The organism is Micromonospora sp. NPDC005215, assembly GCF_040607915.1.
Classification (GTDB): Bacteria; Actinomycetota; Actinomycetes; order Mycobacteriales; family Micromonosporaceae; genus Micromonospora.
Window position 1 is genome coordinate 78,450 of record NZ_JBEXHQ010000001.1, and the last position, 21,045, is coordinate 99,494.

The following is a 21,045-nucleotide window of genomic DNA, read 5'->3' on the forward strand; positions in this document are numbered from 1 at the left end:
CAACCGCCAACTGGCACACCCACCTCGCTCGGTGACGTGTCGGGCCCGCGCCGCGCGGCGACGCGGGCCCGCACGGGCAGCCGGCGGGTCCGGCAGCGGGCATGATGGGACTGTTCCCGGACGACGACCGCGAGAGTGAGGCCCGCATGTCGTTACTGCGACGAGTGATCGGCGGGGTGCTGCGCCGCCACCGCCTGCGTCAGGGCCGCACGCTGCGCGAGGTGGCGGCGTCGGCCGACGTCTCGGTGCCCTACCTGTCGGAGGTCGAGCGGGGCCGCAAGGAGGCCTCGTCGGAGGTGCTGGCGGCGATCTGCCGGGCACTCGGCATCAGCCTCGCCGACCTGCTCGGGGAGGCCCGCGACGACATGCGCCGGGTCGAGCCCCGCCTCCCGGCCGCGCCGCGCGCCGCGCTGACCCACCTCGAGCGGGTCGATGCGACTCGACGCGAGATCGGCAACGCCACCCTGCTGGTGGGTCCGCGTACTGGCGGGTTCGTCCTGCACCGCGGGCCGGGGGCGAGCGAGCCGACCCTCAGCGTCGACGGAAAAGCCTCCGCTGGTGGCTCGCGCCCCGGTCCGCGTACCGCCGCCCTGGCTGACAGCGCACAGACCCGGCTGGGCCTGCGGCGGCTGACCGCCGCGTAGGCCGCGCGGTTCTGCCGTCAGCGGATCTGCCGGCGGCAGAATCACTGGGCCAGCCACCGCCGCCGCACGCACGCTGAAGGGGCCGGTCCATCGGGCGGTCCCACCGCTCGCCGGCGTGGTGGAAGGCGGCGGCATGATCTCCTACGGGGTACGGATGCTGGACGGCGCTCAGCCGTCCTTCGGTGACCATGTATTCGAGCGGCTGCTGCGCGAGCGGATCGTCTTCCTCGGCAACGAGGTGACCGAGGAGTCGGCCAACCAGATCTGTGCGCAGATCCTGCTGCTCGCCGCGGAGGACGCCGACCGCGACATCTTCCTCTACATCAACTCGCCGGGTGGGTCGGTGAGCGCGGGGATGGCGGTCTACGACACGATGCGCTACGTCCGCAACGACGTGGCCACGCTGGCGCTCGGGTTCGCCGGCTCGATGGGGCAGTTCCTGCTGTGTGCGGGCGCCGCCGGCAAGCGGTACGCGCTGCCGCACTCGCGGATCATGATGCACCAGCCGTCCGGTGGAATGGGCGGCACCGCCTCGGACATCACCATCCAGGCGGAGAACATGCTGCACGTCAAGCGGACGATGCAGGAGCTGATCGCCCAGCACAGTGGACGGACCCTCGCCGAGATCCAGCAGGACTGGGATCGGGATCGGTGGTTCACCGCCGAGCAGGCCCGAGACTACGGCCTCATCGACCAGGTGCTCACCCGAGCCGAGCAGCTGCCAACGGCGGTCTGAATCCGCCCCGGCCTGCCAGCGCTGCCGCCACTGACGAAAATCGGGTAGCGACCGCCTATTAGGGTCACGTCTATGCGCCGACTGATTCCCACCCTATCGATAGCCCTCGCCGTCGCCCTCGTCGGCGGCTGCGGCACCAATTCCGGCGACTCCGCGGCGCCCGGCGCCTCGGCCGCCCCGTCCAAACTCGAACCGGTCGCCGCCGTCAAGCAGGGCATGGACCGCAGCCTCGCAGGCACGCTCAGCATGCAAGCCTCGGTCAAGGCTGGCAACCAGTCGATCACCCTCGGCGGAAAGATGGACCCCGTCGCCAAAGCGATCCAGATCAGCGGCAACGCTCCGGAACCGATCGAGGTCCGGCTGATCGGCGAAACCGCCTACATCAAGTCGGAGTCGATGGAGGGCGAGAGGCCCTGGATGAAGATCGACCTCGGCAAGCTCAAGTCGACGAGTACGCTGCGCCAGTCGTTCGACTTCAAGTCGCAGACCGGCCTCGTCGGCGGCACCGTGTCCGCCCAAGAGGTGAGCGATGGCCGTTACACCGGCATCGCCGATCTCAACAAGGCGGCCGAGGTCGCCAGCACCGAATCCGGAATGCGGGAGGGCATCGAGTCGTCCGCCAAGTTGGCGAAGGACCCGACGGCGATTCCGTTCGAGGCGACCCTCGACGCCGACGGACGCCTCACCATGCTCTCCTACACCATTGCCACGAAGTCGCTGGGTGACCTCGTCACCGAGATGCGGATGAGCGACTTCGGCAAGCCGGTCACTGTGGACGCCCCACCCGCCGCCGACACCGAGGCGGCCGACGAGGAGATGTACGCCTTCCTCTGACCGGCCGGCACATCGTCGGCGTCACCAGCGTGGGCTGCGGGTTTCCCGCAGCCCACGCTGCGTCAGCCGACAAGCGCGACCCGGCGTGGCACACGCTGCGAGAACGCTGTGCCCCAGCTCACAGCACCGCAGGTAACAATCCGCGGCACCGATCCGTCCTTGAGGCAGACAACCACAAGGGAGGGCACATGTTCGCCGCTTACGTCACGATCACGATTCTCGCCTCGGTCTTCACCGGCATCGCCGCCGTCACCTACCTGATCGGCCACGACTATCCGAAGGCCCAGGCCGACATGAAGCGCTTGCCACACTCGTGGTTGCCCCGGTTGGGCCTGGCGCTGGCGGCGGGCTCCCTGGGGCTGCTGGCCGGATTCGCCGTACCCCTGCTGGGCACCCTCGCCGCCGCTGGCCTCGTGCTGTACTTCGTCGGCGCGCTCATCGCGCACCTGCGGGTGGGTTCCCGCCACCTGGTGGGGTGGGCGGTGTTCTTCTCCACCACCGTGGCCACGCTGGCGGTGAACCTGGCCTACCACTGGTGATCCGGGCACCGCGCCGCCTGCGGTAGCCACTTATTTGTGGGTACTTGCCGGCGCGTGGGCGCGGGGTGAATCTGGTGGTGGGCAGTCGCGGCCGGGTTTACGGGGAGGTGGCCGATGTTCCAGGAAGCCCGCCCGCCTCGGTGAGCTTCGCCAGGCGGCGGTGGCCCCAGTCGGAAACGGGAGCCAACGCCTCGGCGAGTTCGCGGCCGAACGCGGTCAGGGAGTACACGGTCTTCAGCGGCAGCACCTCGTGCACCTCCCGGTGCACCAGTCCGTCGGTCTCCAGCTCACGAAGCGCCTGAGTCAGCACCTTCTCGGTGAGGCCCGGCAGTTGCCGGCGCAGCTCGCCGGGCCGGTGCGGGCCGGACTCCAACAGCCAGAGCAGAGCCGTCTTCCATTTGCCGTCGATCACGGCGATCGCGGCGGTCACCCCGCAGACGTTCAGGTCCTGCGCCCGACTGCGCGTCATCCTCGCCCCATTCGTAACCTTTAATATGCTTTCCGGGAGTTGAATCATGTCCTCGTACTCCGAAAAGTCTGTCACGGTGCTGGGTCTGGGGCCGATGGGACGGGCCCTGGCCGGCGCGTTCCTGGACGCCGGCCTACGGACCACGGTCTGGAACCGAACCCCGGGCCGGGGACCGGAACTGGTCAAGCGAGGCGCCATCGCCGCCCCCTCAGCCGAGGACGCGGTCGCCGCGAGTGAATTGACAGTTGTCTGCGTGGTGAACTACGACGCGTCCGACGCCATCCTGGGACGCGACGCGGTCACCGACGCGCTCCGGGGGCACACGGTGGCGAACCTGACCGCGGACACGCCGGGGCGGGCCCGGGACACCGCGCAATGGGCGGCCAGGCACGGCATCGGGTACCTGGACGGTGCGATCATGACACCGATCTCCACCATCGGGACACCGGCCGCGGTGTTCATCCACAGCGGGCCGACGCACCTCTACCAGGAGCATCGGCCGGCGCTGGACGCGCTGGGCGGCATCCACACCCACCTCGGCGAGGAGATCGGCCGGGCAGCGGCGTACGACATCGCGTTGCTCGACATCTTCTGGACCGCGATGGCGGGCTATGCGCACGCGTTGGCGGTGGCGCGGGCGGAGGGCGTCACCGCGCGGGAACTGGCCCCGTTCGCCAGGGGCATCGGCGCGATCCTGCCGCCAATCTTCGAACAGGCCGCAGAGGAGGTGGACAGCGGCAGCTTCTCCGGCGAGGGCAACCCCATCACCTCCGCGGCATCGTCAATGGCCCATATCGTCCACACCTCCGAGGCCCATGGCATCGACGCTGGCGTGATGCGCGCGGCCGAGGGCATGGCCCGCCGGGTGATCGGACTGGGCCACGGCACCGACGGGTTCATCCGGATTGCCGAGGTGCTGGGGCGGCGCGGGTAGCGGGGTGGTCGCACCTGGTATCTGGTGCGCGGCCAGACGATCAGGGATCGCTCTCTTGCCTGGTGCCCCCGGCAGGATTCGAACCTGCGACACACGGTTTAGGAAACGAACTCGCAAGACTGCGCCTCCCAGGGGCGGGAGTGGACCCGCAGGTCACACCCTACCGATGCAGAGGCACGGAGTAGCGCGTAAGAGTCTGGAAGACACATCCCGTGAGGCCATGGCCTCACGGAGGGTGACCGCCGTTGCGACTTAGACCTTGATCCAAGGCGAGCTTTAGAGCCGGCCAGCCAGCCACCCGGAGTTACCAACAGAAGGCAAAGGGCCGAGCGGCCCGCCGGCTGGCAGATCCGCGACATCGCCGGCCTGCGAAGTCGCCCGATGCCGGGTCGGGGTCGGGGTCGGCTGCAAGTCGAGTCCGGCTAGCGCCGCAACCATCGGGATTCCGCGATTAAACCGCCGACAGTCGGCCCAATCTCCCGCTGGGCTTGCCGCTGCACGCCGACGTCCGGACCCTCCAAGCCGTCCACCCAGCAGGCATGGAGGGCGCATGGCTGACATGGGCAACCAGCTTCGAATCGCTCGCACATGTGTACTAATCCGACAAGGACATACTTTATTACTTGCCTACCCGGCTTGAGCCGCGTATCGTTGCGATTTTCGCAACGCACCGCTACTGTTGGTTCATGGCAGTAACTCGCGAGACGCTCGTTCAACGGGTGGCCAAGGCTATCGCCCAGGCGGGAATCAGTCAGGCTGACCTGGCCAGAAGCGTAAATATCAGCCCCTCTGCGTTGTCCCGCGCACTCTCCGGACAACGCAACTTCAAGTCCCTTGAGATAGCGCTGATCGCCAGAGCCCTCCGCGTATCCGCCGAGTCACTCCTCACCGAGGAGGAACCGCCTGTCGTTGCTCTCGCGGCTCGGGCGCAACCTAACTCTAATCCAGCCGTAGCAGAGGCGCTAACCCGAGTACAGCAGATCCTCGAGCTGGACAACCTGCTGTCCAACCTCGGATTTGAATCAAGTTCCTTGATTGGGCCATTTTCCAGCGACGCTCCCACCCCCTATGAGCAAGGCGAAAGGCTGGCCCAGGAGCTTCGAGACGCGATTGGGATTGGCGCGGAAGATCTTCCTTACGACCTTGCCGAACTGGCCGAGCTGATAGAAAAACGAGTCGGTGTTGACATCGGCTTTGAGTCATTGCCGGCCGGACTCGATGGCCTAAGCATCGCACGAGGAAGTTTGCGGTTGGCGATCGTCGCTAGTGGAGTATCTGCAACACGACAGCGATTCACGCTTGCCCACGAACTGGGCCACCTGATTGCAGGTGACTCGCAAGACCTACTCGTGGATGAAAACCTTTACGGACGAAAGACCCCAGACGAGCGGCGAGCCAATGCCTTTGCGGCGGCGTTCTTGATGCCGGCCGCGTCCATGCAAGCCCATGTTTCACGCGCCTTCCCAAGCGAGGAACTAGTGGCGGGCATGCTTGGCATATACGGCGTCAGCCTGGATGCTCTCGCTTTCCGTTTACACAACCTGGGCCTGGTCAATGCCACGAGCCGCGAGCGAATTCGGTCCATGTCGTCCAGCCGGATCGCGCTACGGAGCGGGCGCGCTGCCGACCTGCAGGCGCGCAACGACCAGCGCGTACCTGGAAACCTCCTTATACGCGCCGCCGAGGCGTACGTCGGCGGCAAGATCAGCGTTCGCCCACTGGCCGGACTTCTGCGAGTAGATCCCGAGCAATTGCTGGACGAGCTTTCACCGCCGAAGCATGATCCGGTGGCAGGCGATTTGGAGGCGGACCTGGACACGCTGGAGCCTGCATTGTGAATGCTCTAGTCGGAAACGTCTTTTTCGATACATGCACGCTTTGGAACTTCGCGGTCGTCGACAGGCTGGACCTCCTAGAGATTAGGTACAGTTGGCGAGCACGCTGGACAGAGACGGTCAGATTCGAGATCGACGAGGGGTATCGGTGCGGTGAACCACGACTCCGCCGCGTCCAAGAGGCGTCATGGCTCGGTGATCCGGTAGAGGTGGAGGGAGATCGGCGCGCGCTTCGGGAGATCGACCTAATTCGCCAAGCGATGGGCGGAACTAGCGCGGACCCACTTAAGCACCTAGGCGAGGCGGAAGTTATCTACCACCTCCAGCGCCGGGAGCCCTCAGGTATATTCATCACCGATGACAGACCCGCCTTGGATTTCGCTCTAAGACGGGGGATATTTGCGCTAGATACTTCGCAAGTGCTCGCTGAATCCTTCACCCAAGGCGAAATTGGATGCCCCGCAGCATACGACCTTATAATTGAAATGGCAGCGAATGAGAGAGGCGTAAAGGTGCCGACCAATCACATGGCCATTTGTCCAACCTGACAACCCACCCTTAATGCTTCGCAAGCAAAGCGGAGGGCAAGCGAGCCGTCTTCAACCTAGATGGGAATCTCATAAATAGAAGAAGACGCGGCTTCGCGCGCCGGCACGGGCGATCAGGACGATGTTGTGGCCGGTCAAGGGTATTGTAATCAATCGGTCAATGTATGAATGGCGCGACCGGTAGCCACCGAGGCCCTTGAAGCGTTTTCTTCCTGGCGAGAGTCTATTCGACGGCGGCGCGGACGTTGCGGTGGTGGCTGTTCAGGTTCTCTCAGGCTTGGCAGGACGCCACCGTCGGCGGGCTTGCGTGTACGGGCATGATCACCTCGCTGCCGCAGTAGCCCCCGTCGGCCACGAAGGGCCGTCCGTTGAGTTGTCTTGGATGCCGTTGGTGCGGTAAACGATCGTTGTTGCGGTTGCCGGGCTGCTGGTTACCCGGAGAGCGATGACGACCTGCACAGCACCTTGGGGTCGTCGAGGGGCTGCGCCCCCGGGAACCGGTGCCGGCGAGGCGGTCGAGGTGGCAGAGCGGCTTAATCTCGGCCCGCAGGTCGTCCGAGACGATCGCCGACGGCCGCTTAACCCCGGCTTACCTCCAGCCAGTACGAGCATGACGTCTCCCAGTTACGTCCAACATCATTTTTGTTGGGAACTCGACGTCATCGCGGGACTGCCGGCCGCCCACGTCGCGACATTGGCGAGCCTCAGCCGTCGTCGCTCAGCGCTGGCGGCAAGGGCGGCTGACGGCTGGCGAGGGCTTGATGAATCAGGCTGGCTCAGTCGCCGCCCGCCGACGCTCGCCAGCTGGCTCGCCCCACCGAGGCACCAGCCGCCCCACGGAAACCCGCGGAGAAGTGCTGGAAGGTGTCGCTTCTTGCGGAAGCGGTGAGGCCACGCGAAGTTCCAGATCAGGGAGATGATCTGTGTTTTGCCTGGTGCCCCCGGCAGGATTCGAACCTGCGACACACGGTTTAGGAAACCGATGCTCTATCCCCTGAGCTACGGGGGCGCGAGCGCACAGTCTAGCGACATGGGCTCCACCTGGGGTGGCAGGGAGTGGCTTACGCTCACCCACGTCACCCGGACTGCCGTTCTCGCAGCCCCAGGACCACACGCACACGTGGTGATGGGTCTTGCCGACGTCGACGCCGGCCCACCGGCTGCCCATCGTCCTGAAGTCTGCGTCCGTTGGCGGCGGCCGTCCGGGGCGTCACGCCAGTACGTCGCGGCGGCCGCTACGAGCCTTTCCGCATTTTGGCGACGGTCGCCGGGCGGCGAACCATACGTCAGATGTCGAGGCCGGCGAGGTTGAGGCGTTCGAGCAGGCTGGGCTTTCGGGCGTGCACCGCCCGTAGCTCGGCCAGCCGGTTTCGGAACGATGTGCTGTCTCCGTCGCGTTCGCCGAGGTCGCGCAGATCGACGAGGAGTTGAACTGCGGTGTCGTACTCGCGGGGTTTCTTGGTGGCGATGAGTTCGTCGAACCGCAGCCATGCGGCGGATTGATCGACCGCGAGTGTGTCGAGGTGCCGTTGCCGAGCTGCTGCGGCGGACCGTTCCCGGCGAACCCGGTCGCGTTCGCGCTGCTCGGTGTCCCGTCGTTCCCGTTCGGCGCGCAGGTCCACGGCGGTGGCGAGCAGTTCCGCAGCGGTACGGGCAGCCGTCGGGGTGGACGCGTCGGTGCGGTGTGTGTCGCGATACCGGCGCAGCAGTCCGCTGCGTAGATGGCTGTGGCCGCCGGTGATCAGGTTGGTCAGGATGGCGTCCTTGTCCCGGGCGGGCAGCCCGACGACCCAGGTGCGTAGTTGCGCAGCGGTGGGTTCGCCGGCGGCGGCCGGCGCCGACCCGGCTGCCGCGGCCGCGATCAGGTCGGGGTCGATGCGCAGGAACTCGGCGACGGCGGTGAGGGGCGCGTCGAGGGTCGTTAGTCCGGCCGGCACCGGCGGTTCGGGCTCGCCGTCGGCGATCTCCTCCGACTGTACGCAGCGCAGCCAGGCCAGGTACAGCAGTCGCAGGTCGCCGGCGGCGAGGCCGGCCCGGACCGGGATAATGGAGGCGAGCAGACCGTGGCCGCCGAGGTCCCACTCGTCGGTGCCGTCCTCGTCCTCGTCATGGAGGTCGATGATGACGTGCTCGCCGGCGGTCCAAGCGGACACGCTGTCACCTTGGCGGTACTGGGCGACGGTTGCGGGGTCGAGCACGTGTTTCGGTAGCCGCAGCATGAGCTGGCGAGTGCCCCAGTTCGCCAGGTACAGGTGCGCGTCGAAGTATCGTTCCATCAGCTTGCGCGGGTCGCCCTTGAAGTTGCCCCACTCGTAGGTGTTCACGAAGCTGGTGGCGGTGATGTCGGCCCGGGTGGACAGCGACCGCAGCTCGGCCCGCTCCCGGCCGGTAAGGGGTCGGTCGACGGCGGTGAACTCGTAGTACTGGTACTCGCTCACCGTGGCCTACCTCCCGGCCCAGTGCCGGTAGGCGTCGATCCACCCGGCGCCGTCCGGCGCGGGGGTGGGTAGCTGCAGGTCGAGTAGGTCGGTCCTCTGCCGGTGGCGGCCTCGGGCGCAGACCGCGCCTATGCTGTCCGCGGCCAGGTCGATCTTGCCTACGGTGACCTCGACGCCGAGGACGGTGGTGTTGAACAGCACCGCCAGATGTTCATCGATCATGGCGAACAGGCCGGTGAGCTGCTCGTCGTCGCCGTACGCGTCGACAGTGGCGTCCTCGACCATCGCCTCCAGAGCGGCGTTCCCTTCGATGCCATCGGCAGAGGATATCGAACCGGTGCCGAGGTGTTCGGAGCCCGATGCGCGAGGATGGTCGGCATGGGTTCAGTGGCCGAGTTCGTCGATCTTTGGCCCGTACCGGCGCTGCCGGGTGGAAGTCCGGCGGGCGACCAACATCAACCGACGCAGGACATCACCACAGCCACCGGCGGACTACCGGAGCTACGGTGACCGGAGGCCCTACGTGGTGGCCGAAACCCTTGCCGAACTGCACGGCCCGACCGAAGGCACGGTGACGCTTCCGCGTCATCTCGACTGGTCCGGGCAGGCCGAGTACGACCTGAACCGGATCGCACGCCTGGCCAGCATGTACAAGGTGGTGCTCACCGAAGCCAATACGGTCGAGGATCTGAACACCTGGCTCAATGGCGACCCCCTCCGGCGGCTCTGGCCCACCATCTGGCTGCCACCCCAGCTCCGTCAGCGCTGGGAGGAAGCCTTTCCCGAACTCGCCGCAACCCGCAGCAACGCGGCGTAGCGGTGGACCCCTTCCACGAACGCCTCGCCCGTACCGGACTCGGAGCGGCCGATCGATACGGCTTCGCTCTGGCCGGCGGTTACGCCGTTCGCCGAATGGCGCCGTGAACTGCTCGGCGCGGAGGAACCCGGTCGACCTGACAGCTCCTTCAGCTGATCCCACGGGGCTCAGTTGGCGCCCTGCGCTCTTGGCCTCTTAAGGCATAAACAAAGAATTTCGCCGAGGCCCAGGGTGACTCTACTTCCAGCTTTTGGCAGCGATAAATCGACAGCATCTCTCGCGGGCTTCGAGGGCTGACTCAGGTCACGACGCGGATGCCGGTCAGCGTCCGGCAGGAATCCCGCACGACGTTCAGCGCCCGGATCAGCCACGGGCTGCGCTGGACCCGCAACTCGTCGTCCCATGCCATGCCCCTGGATCGGGGCCTGCCGGCGTCCGCGAGGGTCACAGCCAGGTCTCCGTTGTCTGTAAGGTGCGGAAGTGACAAGAAGCGAGCGGCTCGCGGAGCAGTTGGACTGGTACTGGCACAGAAGCCTGCGGCCGCGGCTGGACGGTCTTACCGATGTGGAGTACCTCTGGGAGCCGGTGCGCGGCTGCTGGAGCATCCGCCCCCGTGGCATGTCGGCCGCACCGATGTCGGCAGGTTCGGGAGAGTGGACGCTGGACTCCGCGTCCCCTGACCCGGTGCCGGCGCCGGTGACCACGATTGCCTGGCGGCTGGCGCACATCATCGTCTCGTGCCTGGGCTATCGGGTCGGATGGCACTTCGGCGGCCAGGACATCGACTCCCAGACGTTCGCCTACGCGGGGACCGCTGACGAGGCGCTGAAACAGCTCGATGAGTTGTATGGGAGATGGAACGCGGGGGTCCGCGAACTCTCGGACGCTGACCTGGAGAATCCGCCCACGGTGGGTCCCGAGCTGCGTCCCATGGAGGGCATCGTCCTGCACGTCAACAGGGAGTTGATCCATCACGGCGCCGAGATCTCCCTGCTACGCGACCTCTACCGCTGGCAGGACGGAGCCGAACCGCGCCGAATATGACCCTTCGGTAAATCGGCGATCAAGGTTCGGAAACCTACGCGGCCTCCGTGACGCCGACACAGTCATGGTCGACTGTCTACGAGCGGGGTGCCCGGGCGGCGCGGCGACGCGCAGTGAGCCGTCGGGCCTTCACCGCGTTGCCGCAGTCGGCCATGCGACACCAACGGCGGGAACCACTGCGGCTCTGGTCGAGGAACAGCCAGCCACAGCCACCTTCGAGCACCGGGCAGCGGCGCACCCGGGTCAGGTCGGCGGTCAGCATGATGTCGCGGGCGGCCTCGGCGATCCGGTCGGGCACCATCATGGCCGGGACCGTGCCGTAGGTCAGCCGCACCCTCGACGGGTCGAGCACGAATCTTGCTCGGGCGGCCGCGCCGGACCAGCGCTGATGTAGTGCGACCAGCGCGGCGCCGGCCGCGACAGGGTCACCTGCCGTCCCACCGTCCGCGTCGGCGATCGTCGCGAGCAGCACGAGATGCAGCCCCTCACGAACGTCCCGCACGGCGGCCAGTCCCGCGTGCGCCGCCGCGGGCTCGTCAAGCCACGCCCGGCCAACCTGGTCGGCCTCCGCGGCGCTGATCATGCCCACCCGGGCCGACCAGCGCAGCAGAGCGGAGCTATCGGACAGGAAGTCGTGCGGCGACCCGCCCCCTCGCTCGAGTGTGTTGACCAGATCGAGTGCGGGGTGCCCGCCGACCAACGGTAGCTGGCACACGTCGAGTGGCATGCCGAAGAGGCTACCACCTAGACCGCCTAAGACGGTTATTATCCGCTCGGCATCAGGGCTGGCTGGTGAGCACGGCGAAGCCCACCGTTTGGCCTGCGGCTTTAGTCAGCTTTACCCGAGCGGCTTGGTGGCTGAGACCTGCCTGTGCAGTACGGCTTCGCAGGGTGCAGATGGCGAGAGATGTCGAGTTGTCTATGCTACCGTCAAAACCCGATTAGCAAGAATCACGCCGGCGCAGCTGGTGCCTTCGGGATGATCGAGGGTCTCCTGCGTACCGCTTGCGTTGCGGCTTCTTGCCGCACCTTGCCCAAGACCTGGGAGGTAGCCAATGGCGCACCAACGACGCGCGGCCTATGCCCTCGCCGCGTTGTCCGCGGCCACTTTCTGTTACGTCACCACCGAGGTGCTTCCGATCGGGTTGCTCACGCTGATCGCGCCGGACCTGGGACGCTCCAGGTCGGAGGCCGGCCTACTGGTGACCGGATACGCCGTGGTGGTCATGATTGTGGCGCTTCCGCTGACCCGGGTCACTCGGCGAGTGCCCCGGCGCCCACTGCTCGTCGGCTCCCTCGGTGTGTTCGCCGCAGCGACAGCGGTGTCGGCCTTCGCAACCTCCTATGAGGTGTTGCTCGCCGCACGGCTGGTGTCCGCCACCACCAACGGTGTCTTCTGGGGGGTGGTGTTCCCCGTAGCCATCTCGATGTTCCCCGCGAACGTCCGCGGCCGCATCGTGGCTCGACTGTCGATCGGTAACGCCCTCGGCCCGGTCCTCGGCGTGCCGCTGAGCACCTGGCTGGGCGGGCAGGCCGGGTGGCGGGCGGCGTTCGTCGCGATGGCCATCCTCGGCTTCGTGACCTGCCTCGCGGTGGCCCTGCTCCTGCCGAGCGTCACACCCCAGGAGAGTACGGGCGACACCGGGCCACTGCCGGATCGACACCGCTTCGTGGTGCTCCTCGTCGCCACCGTCCTCGCGGTCACCGGCGCCATGGGCGCGTTCACCTACATGACCGTCTTCCTCCTCGACGTCAGCGGGTTCGCCGCAGCATCTCTCGGCATGCTGCTCTTCGTCCAAGGCTCGTTCGGCGTCGCCGGCACCTGGGCGGTGGGCCGGGTCCTGGACCGGTTTCCGCTCGGTGTCGTGCTGGCTCTACTCGGGCTCATCACCGCCGCGATGCTCGGCCTCTACGGAGTGGGCGCGAGCAAGGCGCTGACGATCCCGTTGCTCGCCGTGGCGGGGATGTCGTTCAGCTCGCTGATCGCGGGCCTCCAGCACCGCATCATGCAGGTGACCCCGTCGACCACCGACATGGCGTCGGCCAGCCTCAGCGTCGCGTTCAACGTCGGCCTCGCCGCCGGCTCGCTCATCGGCGCGGGCCTGCTGGCGACGACCGGGGTACGCGTCATCCCCTTGTTCGGTGGCCTGCTGACGGCCGCGGCGTTCGCGTTGCTCGCCTGCCACGAGCTGTCCCGCAGGAGAGGGAACGGCCAGGAAACTGTCCGTCGTAGTCCCGATCTACAACCGGTCGGACATTCCGCAGCTGATGCTTGAGTCCCTCGTCCGCCAGGACGTGAATCACGATGACGACCAAGTGCTGGTGGTCGGCCGGGACGCGTCCGACGACACCTCCGACGTCGCCACGAAGCACGTGTCCAGGTGCTCGTACCGCAGGGCCCGACGTGGAGGATGGTCCTCCGCGCCGGGCCCTGGCATCGGGTGTGGTCAGCTGGCCGCGCAGGTGGCCGTCGTGCCCGGGCCGGTGCCGGTGCCCTGGAAGCCGAAGTTGGTCGACTGTCCGGCGCCGACGCGTCCGTTGTAGCTCACGTTGGTGTACCGGATGGTTCCGCTGGTGCCGCTGGCCTGGGCGTTCCAAGCGCTGGTGACCGTGGCGCCGCTGGGCAGCGTGATGGTCGCGGTCCAGCCGTTGATGCTGGCAGAGCCGGCGGTGACCGTCACGCTCGCGGTGAAGCCGCCGGACCACTGGTTGACCGCCACCGACGCGGAGCAGCCGTTACCGGTCGGCGGCGGGGTGGTGGGGGGAGCCGTGGTGGGCGGGGCCGTGGTCGGCGGCGCGGTCGTCGGCGGGGCCGTGGTCGGAGGGGCGGTGGTCGGCGGAGCCGTGGTCGGCGGAGCCGTGGTCGGAGGGGCGGTCGTCGGCGGCGCGGTGGTGGGCGGGTTGGGCACGCCGTTGGCCAGGCTGTAGGCCAGGTCGGGCTGGAACGAACCGGCCGTGTAACGGCAGCCGTCCGCCTCTCCCGGCGGCTTCACCCAGAGGTACGCGTCGATGTTGCTGTCGCCGGTGTTGGTCGTCGGGTACTGCCCGATGCGCCGGTCGGTGTTGTCGTCGCCGCACCAGTCCCCGCTGGCGCCCCCGTTGCGGCTGGTGTCGATGACCTGGCGCTTGCCCGAGATGCCCATGCCGTTGAGGGCGGAGATGACGGCCCGGCCGAAGTTCGCCTCACCGGAGGTGGAGTTGTAGTTCGACACGTTGGTGAAGAAGCCGTCGGCGTACTGCACGCCGGCCGCCCGCAGCCGGTTGGCCGTCTCGCCAGCGCTGTTCCAGGTGGAGTGGCCACCGTCGAGGTACACCTTGGCATTGGGGTTGCCCGACTTGATGGTCCGGGTGGCCGTCGAGATCGCCTGGTTACGCGCGTTGATCTCGCTGCTGTTCAAGCACGTCAGCAGGGCGAGCGAGTCGGTTTCCAGGATGATGATGACGGTCTGGTTGCCCAGCCCTCGGGCGAAGTTGGACACCCACGTCTGGTACTGGTTGAGGTCCGGCGCCCCACCGGCGCTGGCCCCGCCGCAGTCCCGGTTGGGGATCTCGTACACCGCCAGCACCGGGATCTGCTGCGCGGCGTTGGCAGCGCCGATGAACCCGGAGACCTCGGACTGCACGGTCGAGGGGTTGAAGTTGGCAAACCAGCGGGCCTGCGGCTGACTCGCGATCTTGTCGCGGATGACGGCGGCACGCGAGTCGCCGGGGTTGGCGGCGACCCAGCGGACGACAGCCGAACTCGGGTCGCGGTATAGCGATCCGGACAGCGTGCCGGCGGAGGCGCTGCCGACGGCGAGGCAGACGCCGACGGCGGTGGCACCCGCGACGGCCGCCACACTGGTGGCCACCGATCTGCGGAGAAGCGAGGAAAGCATAGCCACGACGTGTTGCCTCCTGATCACATAGATGTTACCGAATTCATGGGAGCGTTCCCATGGACGGTAGCGGAGGCACGCCCCGCTGCCAAGGCATGCGGACTCGTCATTAAGGTGGCGACCCTCGTCCATGCGTCACGATTCGCCAACGCCGTTGGGATCGTTCGCGACGGCGACCACGAGCCCGAAAAGCTCTACTGGGACTGGCCGTACGTGCTGGTCGAGGCCGGCTCCGAGCAGGCTCTCACCTGGCGGACCGGTCACCTGCGCCACGGCCGTGGATCGCTTCCCGACCTGTTCTTTCCCGCCGACCGATCATGGTTGGTCTCCGCACTCTGGGACGACACCTGGGCCTGCGTCGGCGGCCCGGAGCCGCTGATCCACACCCTCGAACGCGACCCGCTGGCCAACGCCCGCCGGGTCCGGCCCGACGAGGACGCGCTGCCACCGGGGCTGATCCGCGAGTGACCTCGACACCGGGGGCCGATCGCGCCGACAGGCTCGGGACCAGGCCGCAACCTGCCGGACACAGCATTGACATACTTCACTGCGCGATCTAGCGTCGGAGCGAATCGATTCGACGTCGAGCCGGGTGCTCGGGGACCGTCCGACGGTCAGTCGTTGGTGTTCGGGCGCGCACGGTGTCGGCCGTCAACGATTCGACGACCAACTGGTCCCGCGTGGGCGGCGAGGCCAGCCGCAGGACCCTGTGGCGATGAGCCGGCCGGACGCCGTGGGCACATCGCGTCTCTGAGGTTTCCTCCGCGACGAGTGTGGTCGGCGGGGTGACCGGGAGTGGCGAGTCGTAGCGGTGTGGGTGTCGCCGTGGATCCCCGCACCTGAGTCAGTTCGTGTCGAGTGGCGGGAGCCCCATCATGACAAGACGTAGACCCATCCTTGGTTTTCTGGCCACGGCGGCGGCTGTCGTCGTCACCGTGAGCGCTGCGGCACTGGCCGGCGGTCTGGGCACCACCGCGTCGGCCGCGGACGTCGCACCGGCCGCAGCGACCGCCGGGTGCGGCAAGGCGCCCACGCTGACCAGCGGTTCACGATCCATCCAGAGCGGCGGCCAGAACCGTAGTTTCATCCTGCGGATTCCTGACAACTACGACAGGAGTCACCCCTACCGGTTGATCTTCGGATTCCACTGGAACGGCGGCACCGCCAACGACGTCGACGGCGGCGGGGCGGACGGGGCGGCCTGGTCCTACTACGGGCTGCGGCAGCAGGCGAACAACAGCACCATTTTCGTCGCCCCCCAGGGCAACGGCAACGGCTGGGCCAACCCCGGCGGCCAGGACGTCACCTTCGTCGACAACATGATCGCGCTGATCGAGGCAGACCTGTGTGTCGACACCACGCAGCTCTTCGCGCTCGGCTTCAGTTACGGCGGAGGCATGAGTTATTCGCTGGCCTGCTCGCGGGCGGGTGTCTTCCGCGCTGTCGCGGTCTACTCCGGCGGGCAGCTCAGCGGGTGCGGCGGCGGCACCCAGCCGATCGCGTACATGGGAATCCACGGCATCGGGGACCCGGTGCTGAACGTCTCCGCCGGACGGTCCCTGCGGGACACGTTCGTCCGGAACAACGGGTGCACCGCACAGAGCCCGCCCGAGCCGAGGGCGGGGAGCCTGACCCACATCACCACCACCTACTCCGGCTGCCGATCCGGCTATCCGGTGGTGTGGGCGGCCTTCGACGGCGGGCACACCCCCGGTCCGGTGGACGGCGGCGGGGACAGCGGAGCCAGGACCTGGACCAAGGGCGAGGTGTGGAGGTTCTTCACCCAGTTCGGCAGCACCGACCCCACGCCGACCCCGACGACGTCGCCCACCGCCAGCCCGACCAGCACCCCGCCACCGAGTGGCACGTCGGCCCTGCGCAACACGGCCTCCGGACGGTGCCTGGACGTCAACGGCGCCGCGCAGACCAACGGCGCGGCGGCGATCATCTGGGACTGCCACGGCCAGAGCAACCAGAGCTGGACCTCGACCGCCGCCCAGGAGCTGCGCGTCTTCGGCGGGAAGTGTCTCGACGTCAACGGCGGCGGCACCGCGAACGGTAGCTCGGTGATCATTTGGGACTGCAACGGCCAGTCCAACCAGCGGTGGCGGCTCAACGCCGACGGCTCGATCACCGGCGTTGGCTCGGGCCGGTGCCTGGACGTGGTCAGCAACGGCACAGCCAACGGCACGCGTATCCAGATCTGGGACTGCAACGGCGCGGCCAACCAACGATGGAGTCGCAGCTGATTCCGGCGAACGTCTCGGGAGGGCAACGGTAGGTCCGGTTCGGCGGCGGAACCACCCGGTTTCGCCGCCGAACCAACCGGCTCCGCCGGCGGGCGACGCGGCGCATTCATCGGATATCTCCGCGCCCCGGTGCCCCACGTCACCGGCACCGACCAGCGACGCATACCTGGTCAACACGGTTGACCGCCGATCGATCCGGTGCCTAACATACGACGTCTGCTCATTAGTGATCTTCGATTGAAGCGACTGCGTGCAGTACGCCAGCTCGATGTGTGACGTACGGCTTCGCGGTCGAAACCGGCTGGGGAGGCGGGTCAGATGTTCGATCGAGAGAGTCGTCGGCGCGGTGCTGGCGAAGTTGGGCCACGCGGACTGTCGTGGCGGAGCACATGGCGTCCGCGTCGGTTGACCGCTTCGGTGGTGGGGGCGGTGGTGACGGCGGCAGCTGTGCTGACCGGCTTCGCCTCCCCGGCCCAGGCGGCAACCGCCATCACGATCAACGGTGGGTCCGGTGGACGGGCGCTCGACGGGATCGGCGCGGTCAGTGGTGGCGGTGGCAACAGCAGACTGCTGATCGACTACCCGGAACCGCAACGCAGCGACATCCTGGACTACCTGTTCAAGCCGGGTCGCGGCGCCGCGATGCAGCTGCTGAAGGTGGAGATCGGCGGGGACACCAACTCCACCTCCGGCGCGGAGCCCAGCCACGAACACACCCGGGGCAACGTGAACTGCAACCGGGGCTACGAGTGGTGGCTGATGGAGCAGGCGAGGGCGCGTAACGCCAACATCGCCCTGGCGGGCCTGTCCTGGGGAGCCCCGGGCTGGATCGGGAACGGCAACTTCTGGTCCAACGACTCGATCGACTACCTGGTGGCCTGGCTGGACTGCGCGGGTACCCACGGGCTGACCATCAACTATCTCGGCGGGTGGAACGAGAAGGGCTACAACGCCACCTGGTACAAGAACCTGCGCTCCGCCCTCAACTCGCACGGCTACAGCAGCGTGAAGATCGTCGCCTCGGACGACTTCGGCTGGGGCGCCGCCGACGAGTCACTGCGGGATCCGGCGTTCGCCAACGCCGTGCAGGTCTTCGGCAGCCACTACGTCTGCGGATACCGCAGCGCCCAGACCAGCTGCCCCAGCTCCGGCAACGCGGTGTCCACCGGCAAGTCGCTGTGGGCCAGCGAGAACGGCTCCGACGACTACAACGCCGGGGCGCAGGCCCTCGCCCGGGGCATCAACCGTGGCTACATCGACGGCAAGATGACCGGCTACATCAACTGGCCCGCCATCGCCGCCATCACCCCCAACATCCCCTGGGCGACCACGGGCGTGGCGGTGGCCCAGCAGCCCTGGTCAGGCGCCTACTCGATCGGCAAGAACGCGTGGGTGATGGCGCAGACCACGCAGTTCACCGCCCCGGGCTGGCGCTACCTCGACGGGTCGAGCGGCTACCTCGGCGGCAACCGCAACAACGGCAGCTACGTCTCGCTGAAGTCGACGAACAACAGCGACTACAGCACCGTCATCGAGACGATGGACGCCGGCTCCGCGCAGACCCTCGACTTCACCGTCACCGGCGGGTTGTCCACCGGCGCCGTGCACGTCTGGTCGACGAACGTCCGGTCGAACAACACCGCCGACCACTTCGTCCGGGGCAACGACATCACGCCGAGCGGGGGGCGTTTCTCGCTCACCGTCCAGCCCGGCTACGTCTACAGCATCACCACCACCACCGGCCAGGGTAAGGGCACCGCGGTCAGCCCGGCGCAGGGCAACCTGAAGCTGCCGTACAACGACACCTTCGACAGCTACGACGTGGGGCGCGAGGCCCGGTATCTGATGGACCAGCAGGGCTCGTTCGAGATCGCCGGCTGCGGGGGTGGTCGCGCTGGCCGGTGCGTACGCCAGATGTCGGAGCAGACGCCGATCTTCTGGACGTCCGGCCAGGCCGAGCCGTACACGCTGTTGGGTGACCTGTCCTGGCGCAACTACACGGTCTCCTCTGACGTGCTGCTGGAGAAGTCCGGCTACGCGCAGCTCATCGGGCGCGCCAACACGTACAACCACCAGGGGCCACAGAACCTGAACGGTTACTACTTCCGGGTGACCGACGGTGGCGCGTGGTCCATCCGGAGCAACAACACCAGTGGCAACTGGCGCACGCTGGCCAGCGGGAACACCTCGGCGCTGGGCACCGGGCGCTGGCACACCCTGGCGCTGACGCTCAACGGGAGCACCCTGACCGCGGCCATCGACGGCAACACCGTCGGCACGGCCTCCGACTCGACCTGGGTCGCCGGCCAGATCGGGTACGGCACGGGTCAGGGAGTCTCCGCCCAGTTCGACAATCTCTCCATCACCCCGGTCGGCAACTCCGGGGAGCCGGGCGCGACCACAGCGATCCGGGGCGCGGGCTCCAACCGGTGCCTGGACGTCAACGGAGCCAGCCAGGCCGACGGTTCGGTAGTGCAGATCTGGGACTGCAACGGCGGCGCCAACCAACAGTGGACGCTCACCTCGAGCAACCAACTGACCATCTACGGCAACAAGTGCCTCGACGTGTCGGGCACCGCGTCGGGAGGCCGCGCACGGATCATGACCTGCAACGGCGGCAGTGGCCAACAGTGGCGGGTCAACACCGACGGCACCATCTCCGGGGTCGGCTCGGGGCTCTGCCTGGACGTCAACGGTGCGGGCACCGCCAACGGCACCGCCGTCCAACTCTGGACCTGCACCGGTGGCAGCAACCAGCAGTGGATCCGCGGCTGATCGGTTGGCGTCCGCACGAGGACTCGTACCCGATTCGTGGCTGCCGGCCGCTCACCTGAGCGGCCGGCAGTCGTCCGTGTGGGCCGCCACCGCGGCCTGCGTTCCACACCAGGCTCCAGTTCCCACCGACCCTCGGTCAACCACCCGCTCGCCGAACTGGTCGACCAGCTGAGCCGGGCTCAGGCCGCCGAGCCGACCGTGTAGTTCCACGCCGGAGGGCCGTCGACGACCGGGGCGGCCGACTGGGCACCCCGGCCGGCGCCGGCCATGACGCCGAGCTCGACCTCGTGGCGGTCGGCCTCCCGACCGGGCCGCTGCACCACGATGCTGGAGCGGATGCATTCGTTGATCCACGTCCACCGCATGGTGAGTGGCGGTAGGTAGCAGATGGAGATGGCCAGCCTCGTCTCGCCCGCGAGCTTCGTCATGGCCCGACGCAGGGACCGGCTGCCAGCGGTCCACAGTGTGCTGTCGGCCACCACCAGAAGTTGGCCCTTCCACTCCGGTTGCCGTTCCCACCAGGCGCGGATGGTGCCGGAGGCCAGCATCAACCTCGCGTCATCGGCGTGGCGACCCGGTCCGGCGACGGCCGCCGGGGCGCCGCGGGGCGGCCGGTCCGTGCTCCGCCTGGCCGGATCCGGGTCGGCGGGCAGCGAGCCGAGGCGGTCGCGGCGAATACTCACGGTCACCACCGGCAGCTCCGCGGCCAACCACTGACCCACCCGGTCGTTCACCCGCTCGTACTGCTCGCGCTGGTCGAGCCGCCGGTGCTGATCCGTCGGACGGGAGCCGGGAAAGAGTCGGAAGCCGTTCTGCCGCAACAGGCTCGCCACCGACCAGGCCGAGATGCGGTGGCCGCGACGCTTGAGGGCCGCCGCGAGCGCACGGGTGGACGAGGTCGTCCACTGCAGGTGCGGGGCGGTGGCGCGGCCCGGCTCCATCAGGTCGAGGAGGGCCGGCAGCACTTCCGGGTTGCTTTCCGTGATCTTCTTACGCCCGCCACCCGGCCGGCGCAGGTTGCCGCCGTTCTCCTCGGGTCCCTGGAGTTCCTGGATGCCTTTGGACACGGTGTGTGGGTGCACCCCGACGGCCCGGGCGATGCGGCGGGCTCCGCCCTGCCCAAGGGACACGGCGCGGGCGGCCAGTACGAGGCGGCGCTGACGCTCGTCCAGATGCGGCGCCAGGAGGCGGAACTCCTTGGCGAAACTTTCGGGCAGCTCACTCATCGACCACGGCACCCTCCCCCGGTGAATGCCATCTCCTCGAAGCGTAGCCGAGACATCGGCGTCCGTGGAACAAGGCGAC

Annotated in this window: 19 protein-coding genes, 1 tRNA gene and 1 pseudogene; 14 read left to right on the plus strand and 7 right to left on the minus strand. The window is 67.8% G+C overall.

The genetic code is table 11. From position 1 onward, the window contains the following. Window positions 1-146: 146 nt before the first annotated feature. The 4 genes from ABZU25_RS00445 to ABZU25_RS00460 all read left to right on the plus strand — a co-directional run bounded on the left by ABZU25_RS00445 (window position 147) and on the right by ABZU25_RS00460 (window position 2,753). Window positions 147-644, plus strand: coding sequence for a helix-turn-helix transcriptional regulator (locus ABZU25_RS00445; RefSeq protein WP_355027447.1), 498 nt, complete (start codon window positions 147-149; stop codon window positions 642-644). Between the two features lie 133 nt (window positions 645-777). After that, on the plus strand, window positions 778-1,380 hold the full coding sequence (locus ABZU25_RS00450) for an ATP-dependent Clp protease proteolytic subunit (protein ID WP_355027151.1): 603 nt from the start codon (window positions 778-780) through the stop codon (window positions 1,378-1,380). 72 nt (window positions 1,381-1,452) lie between these two features. Beyond that, window positions 1,453-2,214, plus strand: a complete 762-nt coding sequence (locus ABZU25_RS00455) for a hypothetical protein (protein WP_355027152.1) — start codon at window positions 1,453-1,455, stop codon at window positions 2,212-2,214. Between the two features lie 188 nt (window positions 2,215-2,402). After that, on the plus strand, window positions 2,403-2,753 hold the full coding sequence (locus ABZU25_RS00460) for a DoxX family protein (RefSeq protein WP_355027153.1): 351 nt from the start codon (window positions 2,403-2,405) through the stop codon (window positions 2,751-2,753). Between the two features lie 97 nt (window positions 2,754-2,850). On the opposite strand, the gene ABZU25_RS00465 is transcribed toward ABZU25_RS00460, so the two are convergent. Beyond that, window positions 2,851-3,222, minus strand: a complete 372-nt coding sequence (locus ABZU25_RS00465; RefSeq protein WP_355027154.1) for a helix-turn-helix domain-containing protein — start codon at window positions 3,220-3,222, stop codon at window positions 2,851-2,853. 46 nt (window positions 3,223-3,268) lie between these two features. On the opposite strand from ABZU25_RS00465, the gene ABZU25_RS00470 reads away from it, so the two are divergent. From ABZU25_RS00470 to ABZU25_RS00480, 3 genes are all read left to right on the plus strand, one after another. Beyond that, complete coding sequence (locus ABZU25_RS00470; protein WP_355027155.1) at window positions 3,269-4,156, plus strand: NAD(P)-binding domain-containing protein; 888 nt, start codon at window positions 3,269-3,271, stop codon at window positions 4,154-4,156. A 686-nt stretch (window positions 4,157-4,842) separates the two neighbouring features. Then, window positions 4,843-5,994, plus strand: a complete 1,152-nt coding sequence (locus ABZU25_RS00475) for an XRE family transcriptional regulator (RefSeq protein WP_355027156.1) — start codon at window positions 4,843-4,845, stop codon at window positions 5,992-5,994. Then, window positions 5,991-6,539: a hypothetical protein gene (locus ABZU25_RS00480; RefSeq protein ID WP_355027157.1), complete on the plus strand. Its 549-nt coding sequence runs from the start codon at window positions 5,991-5,993 to the stop codon at window positions 6,537-6,539. The genes ABZU25_RS00475 and ABZU25_RS00480 overlap by 4 nt, the downstream gene beginning before the upstream one ends. Before the next feature lie 933 nt (window positions 6,540-7,472). Here ABZU25_RS00480 and ABZU25_RS00485 read toward each other — a convergent pair. The 3 genes from ABZU25_RS00485 to ABZU25_RS00495 all read right to left on the minus strand — a co-directional run bounded on the left by ABZU25_RS00485 (window position 7,473) and on the right by ABZU25_RS00495 (window position 9,262). Further along, window positions 7,473-7,548: transfer RNA gene (locus tag ABZU25_RS00485), tRNA-Arg, on the minus strand. A 277-nt stretch (window positions 7,549-7,825) separates the two neighbouring features. Further along, entirely contained in the window at window positions 7,826-8,977 is a 1,152-nt protein-coding gene (locus ABZU25_RS00490; protein ID WP_355027158.1) for a hypothetical protein, read from the minus strand. A 6-nt stretch (window positions 8,978-8,983) separates the two neighbouring features. Further along, window positions 8,984-9,262 carry a hypothetical protein gene (locus ABZU25_RS00495; protein ID WP_355027159.1) on the minus strand — a complete coding sequence of 93 codons (279 nt, stop codon included), beginning with the start codon at window positions 9,260-9,262 and terminating at the stop codon, window positions 8,984-8,986. Between the two features lie 148 nt (window positions 9,263-9,410). On the opposite strand from ABZU25_RS00495, the pseudogene ABZU25_RS00500 reads away from it, so the two are divergent. Both ABZU25_RS00500 and ABZU25_RS00505 read left to right on the plus strand, forming a co-directional pair. Continuing rightward, a pseudogene (locus ABZU25_RS00500) lies at window positions 9,411-9,794 on the plus strand (hypothetical protein); the annotation flags it as partial. Between the two features lie 480 nt (window positions 9,795-10,274). Continuing rightward, complete coding sequence (locus tag ABZU25_RS00505; protein ID WP_355027160.1) at window positions 10,275-10,838, plus strand: DinB family protein; 564 nt, start codon at window positions 10,275-10,277, stop codon at window positions 10,836-10,838. 76 nt (window positions 10,839-10,914) lie between these two features. On the opposite strand, the gene ABZU25_RS00510 is transcribed toward ABZU25_RS00505, so the two are convergent. Then, entirely contained in the window at window positions 10,915-11,565 is a 651-nt protein-coding gene (locus ABZU25_RS00510) for a CGNR zinc finger domain-containing protein (protein WP_355027161.1), read from the minus strand. Between the two features lie 328 nt (window positions 11,566-11,893). Here ABZU25_RS00510 and ABZU25_RS00515 point away from each other — a divergent pair, with 328 nt between their 5' ends. Together ABZU25_RS00515 and ABZU25_RS00520 are read left to right on the plus strand one after the other, a co-directional pair. After that, the gene (locus ABZU25_RS00515; RefSeq protein WP_355027162.1) at window positions 11,894-13,114 is read left to right on the plus strand and encodes an MFS transporter; all 1,221 of its coding nucleotides are present in this window, start codon (window positions 11,894-11,896) and stop codon (window positions 13,112-13,114) included. Beyond that, on the plus strand, window positions 13,107-13,382 hold the full coding sequence (locus tag ABZU25_RS00520) for a hypothetical protein (RefSeq protein ID WP_355027163.1): 276 nt from the start codon (window positions 13,107-13,109) through the stop codon (window positions 13,380-13,382). Before ABZU25_RS00515 ends, ABZU25_RS00520 begins: the two co-directional genes overlap by 8 nt. Here the strand turns inward: ABZU25_RS00520 and ABZU25_RS00525 are convergent. After that, on the minus strand, window positions 13,286-14,716 hold the full coding sequence (locus ABZU25_RS00525) for a glycoside hydrolase family 6 protein (protein WP_355027448.1): 1,431 nt from the start codon (window positions 14,714-14,716) through the stop codon (window positions 13,286-13,288). The genes ABZU25_RS00520 and ABZU25_RS00525 overlap by 97 nt on opposite strands. A gap of 114 nt (window positions 14,717-14,830) precedes the next feature. On the opposite strand from ABZU25_RS00525, the gene ABZU25_RS00530 reads away from it, so the two are divergent. The 3 genes from ABZU25_RS00530 to ABZU25_RS00540 all read left to right on the plus strand — a co-directional run bounded on the left by ABZU25_RS00530 (window position 14,831) and on the right by ABZU25_RS00540 (window position 19,740). After that, entirely contained in the window at window positions 14,831-15,184 is a 354-nt protein-coding gene (locus ABZU25_RS00530) for a hypothetical protein (RefSeq protein WP_355027164.1), read from the plus strand. A gap of 407 nt (window positions 15,185-15,591) precedes the next feature. Then, window positions 15,592-16,965: a lectin gene (locus ABZU25_RS00535; RefSeq protein ID WP_355027165.1), complete on the plus strand. Its 1,374-nt coding sequence runs from the start codon at window positions 15,592-15,594 to the stop codon at window positions 16,963-16,965. A 318-nt stretch (window positions 16,966-17,283) separates the two neighbouring features. Beyond that, a complete protein-coding gene (locus ABZU25_RS00540) occupies window positions 17,284-19,740 on the plus strand; it encodes a ricin-type beta-trefoil lectin domain protein (protein WP_355027166.1) in 2,457 nt (818 codons plus the stop codon). Between the two features lie 179 nt (window positions 19,741-19,919). Here the strand turns inward: ABZU25_RS00540 and ABZU25_RS00545 are convergent, their stop codons facing one another. Next, window positions 19,920-20,966, minus strand: coding sequence for a hypothetical protein (locus ABZU25_RS00545; protein ID WP_355027167.1), 1,047 nt, complete (start codon window positions 20,964-20,966; stop codon window positions 19,920-19,922). Window positions 20,967-21,045 lie beyond the last annotated feature (79 nt).